Raw genomic sequence first — 17,386 nt, 5'->3', positions numbered from 1 at the left:
GTGGGCGCGAGCCTGCTCGCGAAGAGGGCGTGTCAGTCAACATTGATGTTGTCTGATACATCGCCTTCGCGAGCAGGCTCGCTCCCACAGGAAACTTCGGCGCTGCAGTCACAGCGCCGAAATTAACTCAAATCGATGACTTCTAGCTACAGGACAGCGAACGTGCCTTGTGCTTTTGCGACGAGTTTGTCGCCTTGCATCACGTCGGCTTCGACCACCAGCGTGCGCCGGCCCGGGTGAATCACCCGCGCCGTGCACATCACTTCACCGTCGGAAACGGCGCGAATGTAGTTGATCTTGCACTCGATGGTCGCGCTCTGCTGGTCAAAGCCGTGGGTGCTGGAACAGGCCAGCCCCATGGCAATGTCCACCAGACTGAACAAGGCCCCGCCGTGCAGCCTGCCGCCGCGATTGCGCAGCTCTGGCGCAAGCCCCAGGGCGACTTGCGCCACCCCGGCTTCCAGACTGTGCAAGCGACATCCCAGCAGCTTGAAAAAAGCGCTTTCGGTCAGCCCGGCAGGGATCTCCATCAGCGTTTCTTCAACTGCTTGGCGTTGGCAAACAACGATGCCATGGCGTTGTTGGCCGGGGCCGCCGCCGTGGTTTCCTTACGCGGTGCGTTGTTCTGGGACTGGCGTGGCGCCGACCCCGGACGTGCACCACGAGCGCCGTCGATTTTCTCGCCCGGGGTGTCGCTCATGCGCATCGACAGACCCACGCGTTTACGCGGGATATCGACTTCCATGACCTTCACTTTCACCACGTCTCCGGCCTTTACCGCTTCGCGCGGATCCTTGATGAACTTCTCTGAAAGCGCAGAGATGTGCACCAAACCGTCCTGATGCACGCCGATGTCGACGAACGCGCCGAAGTTGGTCACGTTGGTGACGACGCCTTCGAGGATCATCCCCAGTTGCAGATCCTTGAGGTCTTCGACGCCTTCCTGGAACTCGGCGGTCTTGAACTCCGGACGCGGGTCACGGCCCGGTTTTTCCAGCTCTTGCAGAATGTCGGTGACCGTTGGCAGACCAAAGGTTTCGTCGGTGTACTTCTTCGGGTCGAGACGCTTGAGGAAACTCGCATCGCCGATCAACGAGCGAATGTCACGGTCGGTCTCAGCGGCAATGCGCTGCACCAGCGGATAGGCTTCCGGGTGAACCGCCGACGAATCCAGCGGATTGTCGCCGTTCATGACGCGCAGGAAACCGGCCGCCTGTTCGAAGGTTTTCTCGCCCAGACGAGCGACTTTCTTCAACGCCGCACGGGTTTTGAACGCGCCGTGCTCGTCGCGGTGGCTGACGATGTTCTGCGCCAGGGTCGCGTTGAGGCCGGAGATGCGGGCGAGCAGCGCCACGGAGGCGGTGTTGACGTCCACGCCCACGGCGTTCACGCAGTCCTCGACCACGGCATCCAGGCCACGCGCCAGTTTCAGCTGCGACACGTCGTGCTGGTACTGGCCGACGCCGATGGATTTCGGATCGATCTTCACCAGTTCGGCCAGCGGATCCTGCAAGCGGCGGGCAATCGACACGGCGCCACGGATCGACACGTCGAGGTCCGGGAATTCCTTGGAAGCCAGTTCCGACGCCGAATAAACCGATGCACCGGCTTCGGAGACCATGACCTTGGTCATCTTCATCGCTGGGTATTTTTTGATCAGCTCAGCGGCGAGCTTGTCGGTTTCACGGCTGGCGGTGCCGTTGCCAATGGCGATCAGGTCCACGGCATGCTTGGCGCACAGGGCCGCCAGAATCGCGATGGTCTGGTCCCATTTGTTGTGCGGTACGTGCGGGTAAACCGTGGCGTGATCCAGCAGCTTGCCGGTGGAATCGACCACGGCGACCTTGCAACCGGTGCGCAGGCCCGGGTCGAGGCCCAGGGTGGCACGCGGGCCGGCCGGTGCCGACAGCAGCAAGTCGTGCAGGTTGTGGGCGAATACGTTGATCGCTTCGGTTTCCGCGCCATCGCGCAGTTCGCCGAGCAAATCGGTTTCGAGGTGGGTGTAGAGCTTGACCTTCCAGGTCCAGCGCACCACTTCGCCCAGCCATTTGTCGGCGGCGCGGTTCTGGCTCTGGATGCCGAACTGCTGGCCGATCATGCCTTCGCACGGGTGCATGGTGCCCGGCAGCTCGTCGCCGACTTTCAGCGCCGAACTCAGGATGCCTTCGTTGCGGCCACGGAAAATCGCCAGCGCGCGGTGCGACGGCATGCTTTTCAGCGGTTCGTCGTGTTCGAAGTAGTCGCGGAACTTGGCGCCTTCCTCTTCCTTGCCGGCGATGACGCGGGCACTGAGGGTCGCTTCCTGCTTGAGGTAGCTGCGCAGCTTGTCGAGGAGGCCGGCGTCTTCGGCGAAGCGTTCCATCAGGATGTATTTGGCGCCTTCGAGGGCCGCCTTCACATCGGCCACGCCTTTTTCGGCGTCGACGAAGCGTGCGGCTTCGGCGTCTGGCGTCAGGGTCGGGTCGTTGAACAGGCCGTCGGCCAGCTCGCCGAGGCCGGCTTCCAGGGCGATCTGGCCCTTGGTGCGGCGCTTCTGCTTGTACGGCAAGTACAAGTCTTCCAGGCGGGTCTTGGTGTCGGCGAGTTTGATGTCGCGTTCGAGTTGCGGGGTCAGCTTGCCTTGCTCCTGAATGCTGGCAAGGATGCTGATACGCCGTTCGTCGAGTTCTCGCAGGTAGCGCAGACGCTCTTCCAGATGACGCAACTGGATGTCATCGAGGCTGCCGGTCACTTCTTTCCGGTAACGGGCGATGAAGGGAACGGTAGAGCCTTCATCGAGTAGCGCGACGGCCGCTTCGACCTGTTGTGGGCGTACACCGAGTTCCTCGGCGATGCGGCTGTTGATGCTGTCCATAAAACCACCTGACAAATTGTGAAAGCAGGCTCGCAGGCGCAGGGATAAAGGCTCGGCGAGTCTGGTTGAGCGGCCTGGCGTGCGCCGCTACCTGGATCAACAGGTATCCCGTTGACCCGTGAAATCGAACAATGACTGCCGGCGCCATGAAAATAAAAAGCGGCCACCTGTAGCCGTGATCAGACGTTGCCTGACACAAAAGGCCGCGCATTATAACCAGCGTTCTATCATTCAGGGGCATCGCAGGCATTAGCGCGAGGGCCGGATTTCTGGCAGTGAAGGAAAAATCTGCTAACAATGCACACGGTGCGTATAACGGCAGCTACGCCATAATGCGCGCCGAGATCAAAGGAGCATCCAATGAGCAGCACTGCAAACAATGCTGAAGGCGAAAAAATTCTTATTGTTGACGACGATCCAGGGCTGAGCAGCCTGCTGGAACGCTTTTTCGTCAGCAAGGGCTACCGCGCCCGCGCCGTGCCGAACACCGAACAAATGGATCGCCTGCTGGCGCGTGAAGTGTTCAACCTGGTCGTCCTCGACCTGATGCTGCCCGGCGAAGACGGTCTGACCGCCTGCCGCCGGCTGCGCACGGCGAACAATCAGATCCCGATCATCATGCTGACCGCCAAGGGCGATGAGCTGAGCCGCATCAAGGGCCTGGAACTGGGCGCCGACGATTACCTGGCCAAGCCCTTCAACCCGGATGAGCTGATGGCCCGTGTCAAAGCGGTCCTGCGCCGTCAGTCGACACCTGTGCCGGGCGCACCGGGCAGCGAAGACGAAAGCGTGACCTTCGGTGACTACGAACTGTCCCTGGCCACCCGCGAACTCAAGCGCGGTGACGAAGTGCACATGCTGACCACCGGTGAATTCGCGGTGCTCAAGGCCTTGGTCATGAATGCGCGTCAGCCACTGACTCGCGACAAGCTGATGAACCTGGCCCGTGGCCGTGAATGGGATGCCCTGGAGCGTTCCATCGACGTGCAGATTTCCCGTCTGCGCCGGATGATCGAGCCTGACCCATCCAAACCGCGTTACATCCAGACGGTCTGGGGCGTGGGCTACGTGTTCGTTCCGGATGGCGCCGCCACCAAGTGATCGGCGATTTGTAGGAGCGGGTCTTGCGGACAATCGTCCGCAGACTCGCGATCCGCAATATGCGAGCATCGCTCGCTCCTGCAAGTGTGTAGCGGTTATTCATGAAAACCCCCGTTTGGTTCCCCCAGAGTTTCTTCTCCCGCACCCTGTGGCTGGTGCTGATCGTCGTCCTGTTTTCCAAGGCACTGACCCTGGTTTATCTGTTGATGAACGAAGACGTGCTGGTGGACCGCCAATACAGCCACGGTGTCGCCCTGACGCTGCGCGCTTATTGGGCCGCTGATGAAAAGAACCGAGAGAAAATCGCTGATGCTGCCACCCTGATCAGGGTCGTGGGCGCGGGTGTGCCGGAAGGCGAGCAACATTGGCCTTACAGCGAGATCTATCAGCGTCAGATGCAGGCTGAGTTGGGTGCCGACACCGAAGTTCGATTACGCATGCACTCACCGCCGGCCCTGTGGGTTCGGGCACCTAGCCTGGGCGATGGCTGGCTGAAAGTGCCGCTGTATCCGCATCCGTTGCGCGGCCAGAAAATCTGGAACGTGCTCGGCTGGTTCCTTGCTATCGGCTTGCTGTCCACCGCCTCGGCGTGGATCTTCGTCAGCCAGCTCAATCAACCCTTGAAACGTCTGGTGTATGCCGCACGGCAACTCGGCCAGGGGCGCAGCGTGCGCCTGCCGATCAGTGACACGCCGAGCGAGATGACCGAGGTGTATCGCGCCTTCAACCAGATGGCTGAAGACGTTGAGCAGGCCGGTCGCGAGCGCGAGCTGATGCTGGCCGGGGTGTCACACGACCTGCGTACACCGCTGACCCGTTTGCGCTTGTCCCTGGAATTGATGGGCGACCACAACGACCTCACCGACGCGATGGTGCGTGACATCGAAGACATGGACGCGATCCTCGACCAGTTCCTCGCGTTTATCCGCGATGGTCGTGACGAGTCTGTCGAGGAAGTGGACCTGATTGACCTGGTTCGTGAAGTCGCTGCGCCGTATAACCAGAACGAAGAAAAAGTGCGTCTGCGCCTGGAGCCGATCCAGGCGTTTCCCTTGCGTCGGGTGTCGATGAAGCGGTTGCTGAACAATTTGATCGGCAACGCGTTGCACCATGCTGGCAGCGGGGTTGAGGTGGCGGCTTATGTCTCCGGTGATACCAGCGCGCCGTACGTGGTGCTGAGCGTCATGGACCGTGGGGCAGGGATCGATCCGTCGGAACTGGAGGCGATCTTCAACCCGTTCACCCGGGGTGATCGTGCCAGGGGCGGGAAGGGGACAGGACTTGGACTGGCCATCGTGAAGCGGATCGCTTCGATGCATGGCGGGAATGTCGAGTTGCGCAATCGGCCGGGTGGCGGGCTTGAAGCTCGGGTGCGGTTGCCGCTTGGGCTTATGTTGCCGCGGGATGCGGTTTAACAGCTGACTACTCCAAGCATTCCCACGCAGAGCGTGGGAATGCTCGGTGGGTCAGCCCTTGCCTTTGGTGCGCGTCATATTCGGCCCGCCATTCTTCTCAAGATGCTCGATGATGATCCCCGCCACATTCTTCCCGGTGGTGGTCTCGATCCCTTCCAGCCCTGGCGACGAGTTCACTTCCATCACCAGCGGCCCGTGATTGGAACGCAGGATATCCACGCCCGCCACCGCCAGCCCCATGACCTTGGCCGCCCGCAACGCGGTCATGCGTTCTTCCGGGGTGATCTTGATCAGGCTGGCACTGCCACCGCGATGCAGGTTGGAGCGGAACTCCCCAGGCTTGGCCTGGCGCTTCATCGCCGCGATCACCTTGTCGCCCACCACGAAGCAGCGAATGTCCGCGCCCCCGGCTTCCTTGATGTATTCCTGAACCATGATGTTCTGCTTCAGGCCCATGAAGGCCTCAATCACCGACTCTGCCGCCGTCGCCGTTTCACACAACACCACGCCGATGCCTTGCGTACCTTCCAGCACCTTGATCACCAGCGGTGCGCCGTTGACCATGTCGATCAGGTCGGGAATGTCATCCGGGGAGTGCGCAAACCCGGTGACGGGCAAGCCGATGCCGCGGCGCGAGAGCAATTGCAGTGACCGCAGTTTGTCCCGCGAACGGGCGATGGCCACCGATTCATTGAGCGGGAAAACCCCCATCATTTCGAACTGACGCAACACCGCGCAGCCATAAAACGTCACAGACGCACCGATCCGCGGGATCACCGCGTCGAAACCTTCCAGCGGCTTGCCGCGGTAATGGATCTGCGGTTTGTGGCTGGCAATGTTCATATAGGCGCGCAGGGTGTCGATCACCACCATTTCATGTCCACGCTCGGTACCGGCTTCGACCAGACGACGAGTGGAATACAGACGCGGGTTCCGCGACAGCACAGCGATCTTCATGAAACACCTGTGGAAGAGGTAGATACCGGGAACACCGGCTTGTCTTGTACATATTTGATACCCGGATTGACCACCAGTTGGCCGTCGATCAGGGCTTTGGAGCCGAGGAGCAGGCGATAACGCATGGACTTGCGGCAGGCGAGGGTGAATTCGACCCGCCATACCCGATCACCCAGGGCCAGTGTGGTGCTGACCACGTAACGCATCTGAGCGTGACCGTTGGAGCTTTTGATGGTTTTGCGCGTCACCAGTGGCGCCTCGCAGCGTCGATGGCGCAACTGCACTACCGTGCCCAGGTGCGCGGTGAAGCGCACCCAGCTTTCACCGTCGCGCTCGAACGGCTCGATGTCGGTGGCATGCAGGCTTGAGGTGCTGGCGCCGGTGTCGATTTTTGCGCGCAGGCCCGCGACTCCCAGATCCGGGAGCGCCACCCACTCGCGCAGACCGATAACGGTCAAATGGTCAAATGTCTTCAATAGGAAAAAACCGGCGATTAACGCGTCCAGGCCTCAGGTGCTACCTGGGCCAACGCTTTGAATGCAGGCTTGGCGAACCAGTAACCCTGCATCAGAAATATTCCACAGTCCGCCAGGAAATCCCGTTCTCCGGCGCTTTCGATGCCTTCGGCGATGACTGTAACGTTCAACTCCGCACACATTGTGACAACCCCTCGGACGATCGCCTGACGAACACGGTCGCGATCGACATCGCGGATCAGTGCCATGTCGAGTTTGATCAGGTCCGGTTGGAAATCAGCCAGCAGATTGAGCCCCGAGTAGCCCGCGCCGAAATCGTCGATGGCGGTCTTGAAGCCGAATTCGCGGTATTCACGCAGAATATTAGTCAAATGGCGATAGTTATCTACGTGCTCGCTTTCCAGGGTTTCGAAAATCAGCCGGTTGATGGGGAAGTTGTGTGTTTTCGCGGCTTCCAGAGTGGTGCGGATGCACAGCTCCGGGCGGTACACGGCGTTGGGCATGAAGTTGATGGACAAGTGTGTCTGCATGTTTAGATTGGCCGCTCCTGCAATGGCGCGGGTCCGGCAGAGCTGGTCGAAGCGGTAGCGATTTTCCTCGGTGACCTGGTCGAGCACCGACAGTGCGCCTTCCCCGGCAATGCCACGCACCAACGCTTCGTGAGCAAAAACTGATTGGTCGCGCAGATCGACGATCGGTTGGTAGGCAAAAGAAAAATCGAAGCCCAGCGGCTCGCTTTGCTGGCAGCCCTGGCAACCGCCCTGAGGCGAGGTCAATGAAGACGGGAATATAGTCACTCGATCACTCCATGCCGGTGAGCCGGCCAAGATCACAGTCTATCTGGGGGGCCGAGTTCTTGCGCCCGACAGAAACGGTAGTACAGTTCCGACTATGGGCTGAAAGAGGAATTCCAGTGGCACCAAAAAACGAAGAGGACGACAAGGTCCGTCTCGATAAGTGGTTGTGGGCCGCGCGTTTTTATAAAACACGTGCCTTGGCCAAGGCGGCAATTGAAAGCGGCAAGGTGCATTGCCGGGGTGAGCGCTGCAAACCGGGCAAGGAGCCGAGGGTGGGCGACGAGTTTCAGATTCGTGTGGGGTTCGAGGAACGCACGGTGGTGGTTCAGGCGCTATCGATTGTGCGCCGTGGCGCGCCAGAGGCTCAGACGTTGTATGCGGAAACCGATGCCAGCATCGCCAAGCGCGAAGCAGCTGCGGCCATGCGCAAGGCGGGCGCGTTGGGCATGAGCACCGATGGCAAGCCAAGCAAGAAACAGCGGCGGGATTTGTTCAAGTTTCGTGGGAGCAGTAACGACGAGTGAGGTAGATGCTTCTGTGTCGTCTGGGCTGAAGTCTTCGCGGGCAAGTCACGCTCCCACAGGTATAGCGCAGAACTTTCTGGGAGTGAGCCTGCTCGCGATCGAGTGCGCAGCACTCGCCGGCAGCACCACAAAAAGCAGGCCCTAAGCACCACACTCATCCGCGAAACTCCCCACATCGGATGGGCGCAGACTTGCAATCGCCCAGATGCGTAGCCATATCGGGTTGCTGGCCAGCGGCGCATTCAGTAGATGAAACAGCCACTCGTCGAAAATCACACACAGCATCTGACCCGTAGGCCATAACCAAAAGGCCAGCAGCGCCAGAGGCACGAAATTGCACAGAGCCAACCGGCGCAGGTTCCACCTTGCTTGGAACAAACCCGGATTGTTCATAAAATGCCTCCCATGGCTGAACGTCGCGCACCAAAGTGGTGCTGCAAAGGCGCAATTTTCACGATTTGTAACCATTTTGTCATTACTTCAGAACCCAGACCTATGACCGATCTACCGGATACCGACTACACCCAACGCTTCATCTTCGATGACAGCGACACCCGCGGCGAGCTGGTTTCGTTGGAACGGAGTTACGCTGAAGTCCTCGCCAAACACCCGTATCCGGAGCCGGTCGCGCAACTGCTCGGCGAACTGATGGCGGCTGCGTCGTTGCTGGTCGGCACGTTGAAGTTCGATGGCTTGCTGATTCTACAGGCCCGTTCCGACGGTCCGATTCCGCTGCTGATGATCGAGTGCTCCAGCGAGCGTGAAATCCGTGGCCTGGCCCGTTACGAAGCCGACCGGATTGCCCCCGACGCGACCCTCGCCGACCTGATGCCCAATGGCGTGCTGGCACTGACCGTCGACCCCACTCAGGGTCAGCGTTACCAAGGCATTGTCGACCTGGATGGCGAAACCCTGTCGGAGTGCTTCACCAACTACTTCGTCATGTCGCAACAGGTTGGCACCCGGTTCTGGCTGTACGCCGATGGCCGTCGCGCCCGCGGCATGTTGTTGCAGCAACTGCCTGCCGACCGCTTGAAAGACCAGGAAGAACGCGAGGACAGTTGGCAGCACATCACCGCGCTGGGCAACACCCTGACCGCCGACGAATTGCTGAGCCTGGACAACGAAACCGTGCTTCATCGCCTCTACCATGAAGAACAGGTGCGCCTGTTCGATGTGCAGAGATTGCGTTTCCGTTGCAGCTGCTCGCGAGAACGTTCGGCCAATGCTCTGGTCAGTTTGGGCATGGAAGACGCGCAGGCGCTGGTCATCGAGCACGGCGGCAACATCGAGATCGATTGCCAGTTCTGCAACCAGCGCTACCTGTTTGACGCGGCCGATATCACCCAATTGTTCGCCGGTGCGGGTGTCGAGACACCGTCAGATACCCGGCACTAAAACGGTTCAGCGCAGGTAAATTCACTGGATAGCGCCGGAATAACGCCGTTCTGACGGGAGGGCCCTACTATTTTTGGGCGTTTCTGGCATAATCCGGCCCACTTTTTGTCGCGGTAGTAGTGCACGACTTTCTACTACAAAACGTTTGGAGCACACTCGGCCACTGGCCGACGGGGAATCTCATGACGCAAGCCAATAACGCCGTGTACACCGATCTGAGTGTTGATGATCTGGTAAAAGAAGCTCTGAATCGCGGTGAAGGCGAGCTTGCCGACACTGGCGCACTGGTTGTTCGCACCGGTCACCGTACCGGCCGCTCGCCAGTCGACCGTTTCATCGTTGAAGAGCCGTCCACTCAGGCCGCCATTGCCTGGGGCCCGATCAACCGCAAGTTCCCGGCCGACAAGTTCGATGCCCTGTGGGACCGCGTCGAGGCCTTCAACAACGCGCAAGAACATTTCGTTTCCCACGTCCATGTAGGTTCGGCTGAAGAGCACTACTTGGCCGTGAAAATGACCACTCAGACGGCTTGGCAGAACCTGTTCGGTCGTTGCCTGTTCATCAACCCGGCTCAGTACAACCCGGCCGGTCGTGAAGAGTGGCAAGTTCTGAACGTCGCCAACTTCGAGTGCGTTCCAGAGCGTGACGGCACCAACTCCGACGGCTGCGTTATCATCAACTTCGCCCAGAAGAAAGTGCTGCTCGCCGGCATGCGTTACGCCGGTGAAATGAAGAAAGCCATGTTCTCGGTGCAGAACTTCCTGCTGCCGGCTGCCGACGTGCTGCCAATGCACTGCGCGGCCAACATCGGTGAAGCGGGCGACGTGACCCTGTTCTTCGGCCTGTCGGGCACTGGTAAAACCACCCTGTCCGCCGACGAAAGCCGTTACCTGATCGGTGACGACGAACACGGCTGGGGCGAAGGCGTTGTCTTCAACATCGAAGGCGGCTGCTACGCCAAGTGCATCGACTTGTCCGAGAAGAACGAGCCGGTCATCTGGAAAGCCATCAAGCACGGCGCCGTCCTGGAAAACGTCGTAATCGACGATGCCAAGCACGCCGACTACGCCGACGTCAGTCTGACCCAGAACAGCCGCGCCGCTTACCCGCTGGAGCACGTTGCCAAGCGTTCCGAGAAGAACCTCGGTGGCGAGCCAAACGCTGTGATCTTCCTGACCTGCGACCTGACCGGCGTACTGCCGCCAGTCTCGATCCTCAGCGAAGAACAAGCGGCCTACCACTTCCTGTCCGGCTACACCGCACTGGTGGGCTCGACCGAAATGGGTTCCGGCAGCGGCATCAAGTCGACCTTCTCCACCTGCTTCGGCGCACCGTTCTTCCCGCGTCCGGCCGGCGAATACGCAGAACTGCTGATCAAGCGCATCCGCGGCTTCGGCTCCAAGGTTTATCTGGTCAACACCGGCTGGACCGGCGGCGGCTACGGCGTTGGCAAACGCTTCAACATCCCGACCACTCGTGGCGTGATTGCAGCGATCCAGAGCGGCGCGTTGATCGGTGCAGAAACCGAGCACCTCGACACCATCAACCTGGACGTGCCGTTGGCAGTGCCAGGCGTTGAGACTGGCCTGTTGAACCCACGTAACACCTGGGCTGACAAGGCTGCTTACGATGAAGCGGCGAAAGCACTGGCTGGTTTGTTTGTTGAGAACTTCAAGAAGTTTGAAGTGAGCGACGCGATCAAGGCTGCGGGTCCTAAGCTGTAAGGCTTGGATTTAGCGAATGAAAAAGCCGCCCTTTGAGGGCGGCTTTTTTGTGGGCGTTTGGTTTCACCATCCAACTCACAACTGCCAATATTCCAGCTGTGTTGGCGCTAAACGACCAGAATAATGGCACTTATGTGTTGGGCTCGATGCCTTCCAGTTGCTGCGTATCCCACCGTTGCATTTTGATCGCTTGGTAAAGCATGCCGATGGTCAGCGGGATTTTGTCACCGCGACCCTTTGCCTTTCGCTTGAGATGCACATCAAACCCTTCGGGCTGAAAGTAGCGATAGGCGTCGTAGTCATCGAGGTCGATCCCGAACTGTTGTTCCAGCGATTCCATCAAATGCCGCGCATCAGCGCCATTGCAGCCCAGGTCGAAGTTGATCGAGGTGGTGAGGCTGATGGTTTTGCGTTCGGGCAGGCCGAGCTCTTCGTGCAACAGCTGCATGAGCAGGTGCATGACTTGGTCGTCGGGGAAGTTGGGGGAGAGGTTCATTGCGGGGGTGTCCGGTTGGGCTTGGATGGATCTTATTGATCGGCAGGCTTGTGGGGAAGGGCGGGAGCGGGTTGTGACGGTTTGTCTTGTTGGTATTTGGCGAGCGCTTCTTCTCGCGTAGGCAGTGGTTTGTCGAGGTCTGCCGGTGATGTGTCGAAACCAGCGAGATGCAGACTGGCCAGGTAATTAGAGCGGCACACCTTTTCGTAGTGCGCTTGTTTGTGTTTGAACGTTAATTCAGACATCACGATTGTCTCAGGCGTTGAAGGCTTGATCGAATGCAGCCCGGGACGCTCTGCGTCCCAAGAGCCGAACGCGGAGCGTCCGTGGAGGCATTCCCACGCGGAGCGTGGGAACGATCTTTTCACTCGGCGTCAGGCAGGTGCTTTCCAGCCCATCATGCGTTGTTGGGCGACTTGGAGCAGGTCGCAGCCGTCCTGGGCCAAGAGGTAGAGCGCGTGGGTGATGTGGGGGATGTCTTCGACGTCGCCGTGTTTGAAGCAAACGCAGTGCAGGGTTTTGAGGAGGTCGCTGGAGGCTCGGATGCGCTGGAGGGCGGCTTCGAGGATGTCCTGGGGGTTGGCCTCTGTGTCGATGATCAGGGGCGGGGAATCGGTTAGGTTGGTTTGCAGTGGTAGGTAGCGATCGGTTGTGGACGGGTTCCATGTATTCATTTTATGTATTCTCAAATGCATTAGATGAAGCCACTACCATCGTGACCAAGCGATGGAGGCGGACTGTGTTCGGGTTGGTCAACCGTTGGAACCCATAAAGGCCGGCACGCCTAAAGGCGTCCCAAACACAGCCACCATATAGCGTGCAGACACTTGAGTGCCGGCAGCATACAACGGACGCGTTTATGTATTCCATCGGGTGACCAAGCCCGGTCGCTGATTTGTCAGCGACAGTCACGACTATAGATACGAGCCATCAAGCAGCGATAGACGACAAAGAGTCTCCGCTTGTAGGACCTGGCCGAACCTTGGCTAGGCCCTTTCCATAGGAATTTTCCGCGGCGCAATTTCTCGCGTTTTTTCGCCATCAGCCTCATCGCGTCCTCATCAGAAATGCTCGGCGTGAATCATCAAGGTTGACCTGAACCTGCTCCCACACCCATCACTTAACCAATATGCTGATAAGCCGCCACATCCTGCAGGCCAGTGGTCAACCCAGTCGCCGGCGCGTAAATCGTGCCTCTCACCGCCGAGAACTTGACCCCGTTGCTGCCTAGCGAAACGTAGCGCTCGCCCTGGTCCAGTTCGGTGAAGAAGGTGTACGAACACTTTTCCATCGCTTTGTATTTCGCGGCGGCGCTGGCCATCGCGTTGTGGTGGTTTTGCAGGTCGGTCGGGGTCAGGTTGGTGGTTTTGTTCAGCGGCACACCCCAGCGTTTCAAGCACACTTCGGCAAAGTGGCGGACGATCAGGCCGGGTTCGGCCAGCGCTTTAGGGCCGCTGACACCATCGGCGGCGGCGTTGCCGACCAGCGTGCCGTGGCGGCCGGGCATCGGGTAGATGTGAGTGCGGGTGCCGGTGGCCGTTTGCGGGATGACGCAGCTGAAGCCTTTGGAGCGTTCGTCCCGGGCGTAGAAGCCAACGTATTCTTTTACGTTGGCATTCAGTTTGACTTTTTCTTCCTGAAAGTTACCGATGCCCGGCACCGGATCTATCGCAAAGATGTTCACCGGGATGTTCTTCAGTGCGCTGTCCTTGAACATGGCATTGGCCAGCATATGGCAACTAATGCCGCCGCGGCTCCAGCCTACCAAGTTGACGTTGGTTGGAATAACGCCGTCCTTGCGGAATGTTTTGATGATCTGTTCCTGTAACTTCTGTTGGGTCACGCTGCGGTCGCCGTAGTTGTACTTGCGCCACAACCAGGAACCTTCGACGATCACATCTTCAATAGGGATTCCGGCAGCCTTGAGACGGTTGTATTCAGCCTCGGTCAATTTTTCACGTTCCCAGTCGCATTTGCCTTTGATGATGTTGATGGCGTGTTTGACGTTTTCTTCCCAGCCCTTGCCGAACAGCGTGCCGCTCAGGCCGTAGTCCCCGGATTTGGTGAACAGCTCGTCGGCTTGCAGGTTGCTGGTGCCGGGGCCGTCAATCACGATCCATTCGGCAAATTCGCGGCCGCCGTGATGGGAAGCCAGTGTCGAGACCAGTTCGCCGTTCCAGTAAGTCGGGTTCTGGTTGTCGAATTTGGTCGAACCGGTGCCGCAGAAGAAAATAGTTAATGTAGTCATTGTAGTGCTCTTGATGGGTTTAAGAGCTTGCAGACTAGTGTTTGTTATTTGCAAGTTGAAGAAGTTAGTTGTTTCTGTATTTGTGTTTTTAAAGTTCTGTTCGTTGTCTTGCAACTTCAAGAAGTTCGCAGCCGTCCTGCGTTAATAAATAAAGTGCATTCACTATGTGAGGAATATCCTTCACATCCGCCTGTTTGAAGCACAGGCAGTAAAGTGTTTCGAGCAGGTCGCTGGCGGCGCGCAGACGTTGGTGGGCGGCGTCGAGGATTTCGTGAGGGTCGGCCTCGGTGTCGATGACCAACACGGGCGATTCGCTGTAGCGGGTTTTGAGCGGGCGATAGCGGTCTTGCATGAGGTCCGTCCTGTTTTCAGCGGCGACGCAAACTATAGAGGCGTACTTCCTGGCGTCGCAATACAGCGAAAATGGACGGGATTTGTAGGGGATTTACTTGCGTTGTGGCTTTTTGCCTACGTGTACCCCGAGGCTTTTTTCAGCAAATCCCCTAGAAGTCGAATTTCCTACGTGTTTGTCAGGCGCAGCGCAGCAATCCTCTGTATGGTGCGCGCCAGAATCTGTAGGACGTTTCGAAAACGTCTGTTCAATGCTTAAAGGGAATTAGGTATGCAATGGCTACGTATGGCCTCGATTTTGTTGCTGTGGGCAGGTGTTTGTCGTTTGGCGGGCGCAGCTGACACGGATAACTCTTTGATCCTCGCCAATATGGATCGCACCGGCTGGCCAGATGCGATGACAAGCCAGGCCAATGTGGACACTGCGTCCCGCGCCGAAGTGTTGATGTTCGGTAAGGCGCTGCTGGCCAGCGAAATGCTCGACGAACAAAGTCTGAAACAGCGACTGGGCGTGCAGGATGTAAAGCTCAAGTCGGTCAGGCGAGTGCGTGACGGGTTGTGGGATCGGTTACTGATCACCTACCGCGGCGCCAGTCAGAACTGCGACGGCGAACCCTTCTGCCCTCGCGTGCGAAGCGTCGCCGATTTGCGTCAGTTGGCGGCGGCGTTCACGGGGGAAATCAGCCCGGCCCATGTGGTTTGGGTGAGCAAGAGCCAAACCGTTCACGAGCAAGCGCTGAATGATCAATTGCGTGTGGCGGTGTTGGTGCCCTGAGGGCTCTCGAAAGTCTTGCGGAGACTGCTCTGGTCTTTTCGCGAGCGGCTCGCTCCCACACTATTTTGAAATGCATTTCCCTGTAGGAGTGAGCCTGCTCGCGATAGCGATCTGAACGCTGCCCAACCCTCATGCCTTGCCGTGTCCAGGTTGCATCCGCTGTATCATCCCGTATCGTTTTGGTCCCCGACCTTTTCTCGACTCGCTGCGTTTGCCGGCTAGGCTTTGGGCTTCGCAGCGGTCAACGGAGTGACAGCTTATGCACAACACCCTGGAACAGGTTTTCGGTTATCCACAGTTTCGACCCGGCCAGGAGGCGGCGGTCAGCGCGGTGTTGGCTGGGCGTTCGGCAGCGGCGATTTTTCCCACCGGCTCGGGCAAGTCCCTTTGTTATCAATTGCCGGCGCTTTTGCTGCCGCACCTGACGCTGGTGGTCTCGCCACTGCTGGCGTTGATGCAAGATCAGTTGGCCTTCTTGCAGCGCCACGGTATTGCGGCGGGCAGCATCGATTCGGCCCAGAGTCGGGACGACGCAAGTGATGTGATGGCCCGGGCCAGGTCCGGCGAACTGAAGATTTTGATGATCTCTGTGGAGCGCCTGAAGAACGAGCGCTTTCGCAATTTCCTGCAGCAGGTGCCCATCTCGTTGTTGGTGGTGGACGAGGCGCACTGCATCTCGGAGTGGGGCCACAATTTCCGTCCCGACTATCTCAAGCTTCCCGACTACCAGCGCCAGTTCAACATTCCGCAGGCGCTGCTGCTGACCGCCACTGCGACGCCCAAAGTGATCGCGGACATGGAGGCCAAATTCGCCATCGCACCCGAAGACGTGGTGACCACCGGTTTCTACAGGCCGAACCTCAATCTGCTGGTCGAGCCGGTACGCGGTCAGGACAAGCGCCGACGTCTGGTCGAATGGATGAGCGAACGTCCGGGCCAGCCGAGTATCGTCTACGTCACCCTGCAAAAAACCGCCGAGCACATCGCCGAACACCTGGGCCGTAACGGCATACAGGCCGAGGCCTATCACGCCGGTTTGCCCCACGAACAACGCGAAGCCATTCAAAAACGGTTCATGGGCGGGCAGTCCAATTGCATCGTCGCCACCATTGCCTTCGGGATGGGGATCGATAAGAGCGATATCCGCAACGTCGTGCATTTCGACCTGCCCAAATCCATCGAAAACTACAGCCAGGAAATCGGCCGTGCCGGGCGTGACGGGCAGCCATCCGATTGCCTGGTGCTGGCCAATCGCGACAGCCTCAACGTGCTGGAAAACTTCGTCTACGGCGACACGCCGGAACTGGACGGAATTCGTTGTGTGCTCGATGAGATGCAAGCTGCCGCGCCAGAGGGGCAGTGGGAGTTTCTGTTGGGGCCCTTGTCGGACCAGAGCAACATTCGCCAGTTGCCGCTCAAGACTTTGCTGGTGCAACTCGAGCTGCGTGGCTTGATTGCTCCGCGTTACGCCTATTACGCCGAATACCGCTTCAAGTATCTGCAAGAGCCGGAAGCCTTGCTGGCGCGCTTCGAGGGCGAGCGAAGAGACTTCGTTGCAGCCATCATCCAGACTTCCAGCCGTGCGCGGACCTGGGCTACGGTGAATTTCGACGCGCTCTATGAACAGCATCAGGCCGAGCGTAACCGGGTGGTCAAGGCGCTGGATTATTTTCAGGAGAAAGGCTGGGTCGAGCTGGAAAGCAAGCAGATGACCGAGGTCTACAGCCTGCTGCAAGCGAATGTCGACAGTCAGGCACTGAGCGCCGAACTGCACGCCTATTTCACCCAGCACGAACGTACCGAGATTGCTCGGATTCACGCGATGCTGGATCTGTTTGCCACCGACCACTGCCTGGGCTATCGCCTGGCCGAGTACTTCGGCGATGAAAACGCGCCTCGTCAGTGTGGACATTGTTCGGTGTGTCATGGGCACGTGGCGCGGCTGCCATCGCCGCCGGAATTGCCGGCGCTTGTGGATAAAAACTTTGAAGCGCTGTGCGTTGATTTTATCCACAGGCATGAACAGCACACCGGCAATGTGCCGTCGGCTGAACGCGTAACGCGGTTTTTGTGCGGGATCAGCGTGCCGCTGTTTACCAAGCTCAAGGCGCGTTCGATATCGGGATTTGCGGCGCTGGAAAATTATCCGTATGCCGATGTGCGGGTGTGGGCTGAACAACATCTCGCAGGCTGAACTGCGCCCCCCTGTAGGAGTGAGCCTGCTCGCGATAGCGGATTGTCAGCCAACGTCGTTGTTGAATGTACTAACG

The 17,386-nt window shown here is 58.8% G+C and carries 16 protein-coding genes and 2 pseudogenes; 7 read left to right on the top strand and 11 right to left on the bottom strand.

The window, feature by feature from the left end; genetic code table 11:
* Positions 1-146: 146 nt before the first annotated feature.
* Entirely contained in the window at positions 147-530 is a 384-nt protein-coding gene (locus tag QMX98_RS22850; protein WP_282411417.1) for a PaaI family thioesterase, read from the bottom strand.
* Positions 530-2,854: a Tex family protein gene (locus tag QMX98_RS22845; RefSeq protein WP_282411416.1), complete on the bottom strand. Its 2,325-nt coding sequence runs from the start codon at positions 2,852-2,854 to the stop codon at positions 530-532. Before QMX98_RS22845 ends, QMX98_RS22850 begins: the two co-directional genes overlap by 1 nt.
* A gap of 360 nt (positions 2,855-3,214) precedes the next feature.
* Between QMX98_RS22845 and ompR the strand changes: the two genes are divergently transcribed.
* Both ompR and QMX98_RS22835 read left to right on the top strand, forming a co-directional pair.
* Entirely contained in the window at positions 3,215-3,955 is a 741-nt protein-coding gene (gene ompR, locus QMX98_RS22840) for a two-component system response regulator OmpR (RefSeq protein WP_010464774.1), read from the top strand.
* 101 nt (positions 3,956-4,056) lie between these two features.
* Positions 4,057-5,370, top strand: coding sequence for an ATP-binding protein (locus QMX98_RS22835; RefSeq protein ID WP_010464772.1), 1,314 nt, complete (start codon positions 4,057-4,059; stop codon positions 5,368-5,370).
* A 51-nt stretch (positions 5,371-5,421) separates the two neighbouring features.
* Here QMX98_RS22835 and rimK read toward each other — a convergent pair whose 3' ends face one another.
* From rimK to QMX98_RS22820, 3 genes are read right to left on the bottom strand one after another with little or no spacing between them, the layout of a single operon-like run.
* A complete protein-coding gene (gene rimK, locus QMX98_RS22830; protein WP_007949201.1) occupies positions 5,422-6,327 on the bottom strand; it encodes a 30S ribosomal protein S6--L-glutamate ligase in 906 nt (301 codons plus the stop codon).
* A complete protein-coding gene (locus QMX98_RS22825; RefSeq protein ID WP_282411418.1) occupies positions 6,324-6,785 on the bottom strand; it encodes an ATP-dependent zinc protease in 462 nt (153 codons plus the stop codon). Before QMX98_RS22825 ends, rimK begins: the two co-directional genes overlap by 4 nt.
* Before the next feature lie 35 nt (positions 6,786-6,820).
* The gene (locus QMX98_RS22820; RefSeq protein ID WP_102593423.1) at positions 6,821-7,600 is read right to left on the bottom strand and encodes an EAL domain-containing protein; all 780 of its coding nucleotides are present in this window, start codon (positions 7,598-7,600) and stop codon (positions 6,821-6,823) included.
* Positions 7,601-7,716: 116 nt separating this feature from the next.
* Here QMX98_RS22820 and QMX98_RS22815 point away from each other — a divergent pair, with 116 nt between their 5' ends.
* A complete protein-coding gene (locus tag QMX98_RS22815; RefSeq protein WP_282411415.1) occupies positions 7,717-8,124 on the top strand; it encodes a S4 domain-containing protein in 408 nt (135 codons plus the stop codon).
* Positions 8,125-8,295: 171 nt separating this feature from the next.
* Here QMX98_RS22815 and QMX98_RS22810 read toward each other — a convergent pair.
* Positions 8,296-8,517: pseudogene (locus QMX98_RS22810) on the bottom strand (phosphoesterase); the annotation flags it as partial.
* Positions 8,518-8,619: 102 nt separating this feature from the next.
* Between QMX98_RS22810 and hslO the strand changes: the two are divergent.
* Together hslO and QMX98_RS22800 are read left to right on the top strand one after the other, a co-directional pair.
* Complete coding sequence (gene hslO / locus QMX98_RS22805; RefSeq protein ID WP_083375279.1) at positions 8,620-9,522, top strand: Hsp33 family molecular chaperone HslO; 903 nt, start codon at positions 8,620-8,622, stop codon at positions 9,520-9,522.
* A 182-nt stretch (positions 9,523-9,704) separates the two neighbouring features.
* Complete coding sequence (locus tag QMX98_RS22800; RefSeq protein ID WP_077747502.1) at positions 9,705-11,246, top strand: phosphoenolpyruvate carboxykinase; 1,542 nt, start codon at positions 9,705-9,707, stop codon at positions 11,244-11,246.
* 130 nt (positions 11,247-11,376) lie between these two features.
* Here QMX98_RS22800 and QMX98_RS22795 read toward each other — a convergent pair whose 3' ends face one another.
* The 5 genes and pseudogenes from QMX98_RS22795 to QMX98_RS22775 all read right to left on the bottom strand — a co-directional run bounded on the left by QMX98_RS22795 (position 11,377) and on the right by QMX98_RS22775 (position 14,342).
* A complete protein-coding gene (locus QMX98_RS22795; RefSeq protein WP_077747503.1) occupies positions 11,377-11,742 on the bottom strand; it encodes a DUF1493 family protein in 366 nt (121 codons plus the stop codon).
* An 89-nt stretch (positions 11,743-11,831) separates the two neighbouring features.
* Positions 11,832-11,987: pseudogene (locus QMX98_RS22790) on the bottom strand (YhfG family protein); the annotation flags it as partial.
* A gap of 129 nt (positions 11,988-12,116) precedes the next feature.
* Positions 12,117-12,416 (bottom strand): hypothetical protein, encoded by a 300-nt coding sequence (locus tag QMX98_RS22785; RefSeq protein WP_010464752.1) that lies wholly within the window; start codon positions 12,414-12,416, stop codon positions 12,117-12,119.
* Between the two features lie 446 nt (positions 12,417-12,862).
* Positions 12,863-13,990 (bottom strand): hypothetical protein, encoded by a 1,128-nt coding sequence (locus tag QMX98_RS22780; RefSeq protein WP_145309111.1) that lies wholly within the window; start codon positions 13,988-13,990, stop codon positions 12,863-12,865.
* 88 nt (positions 13,991-14,078) lie between these two features.
* Positions 14,079-14,342: a hypothetical protein gene (locus tag QMX98_RS22775; protein WP_010464748.1), complete on the bottom strand. Its 264-nt coding sequence runs from the start codon at positions 14,340-14,342 to the stop codon at positions 14,079-14,081.
* A 270-nt stretch (positions 14,343-14,612) separates the two neighbouring features.
* On the opposite strand from QMX98_RS22775, the gene QMX98_RS22770 reads away from it, so the two are divergent.
* A complete protein-coding gene (locus QMX98_RS22770; protein WP_282411414.1) occupies positions 14,613-15,116 on the top strand; it encodes a polysaccharide deacetylase in 504 nt (167 codons plus the stop codon).
* 259 nt (positions 15,117-15,375) lie between these two features.
* On the top strand, positions 15,376-17,310 hold the full coding sequence (locus tag QMX98_RS22765) for an ATP-dependent DNA helicase RecQ (RefSeq protein WP_282411413.1): 1,935 nt from the start codon (positions 15,376-15,378) through the stop codon (positions 17,308-17,310).
* Positions 17,311-17,386 lie beyond the last annotated feature (76 nt).

The organism is Pseudomonas sp. PS02303, assembly GCF_029959925.1.
Lineage (GTDB): Bacteria > Pseudomonadota > Gammaproteobacteria > Pseudomonadales > Pseudomonadaceae > Aquipseudomonas > Aquipseudomonas mandelii.
The sequence above is the reverse complement of the archived record's forward strand: the minus strand, read 5'-3'. Positions and strand labels throughout refer to the sequence as shown.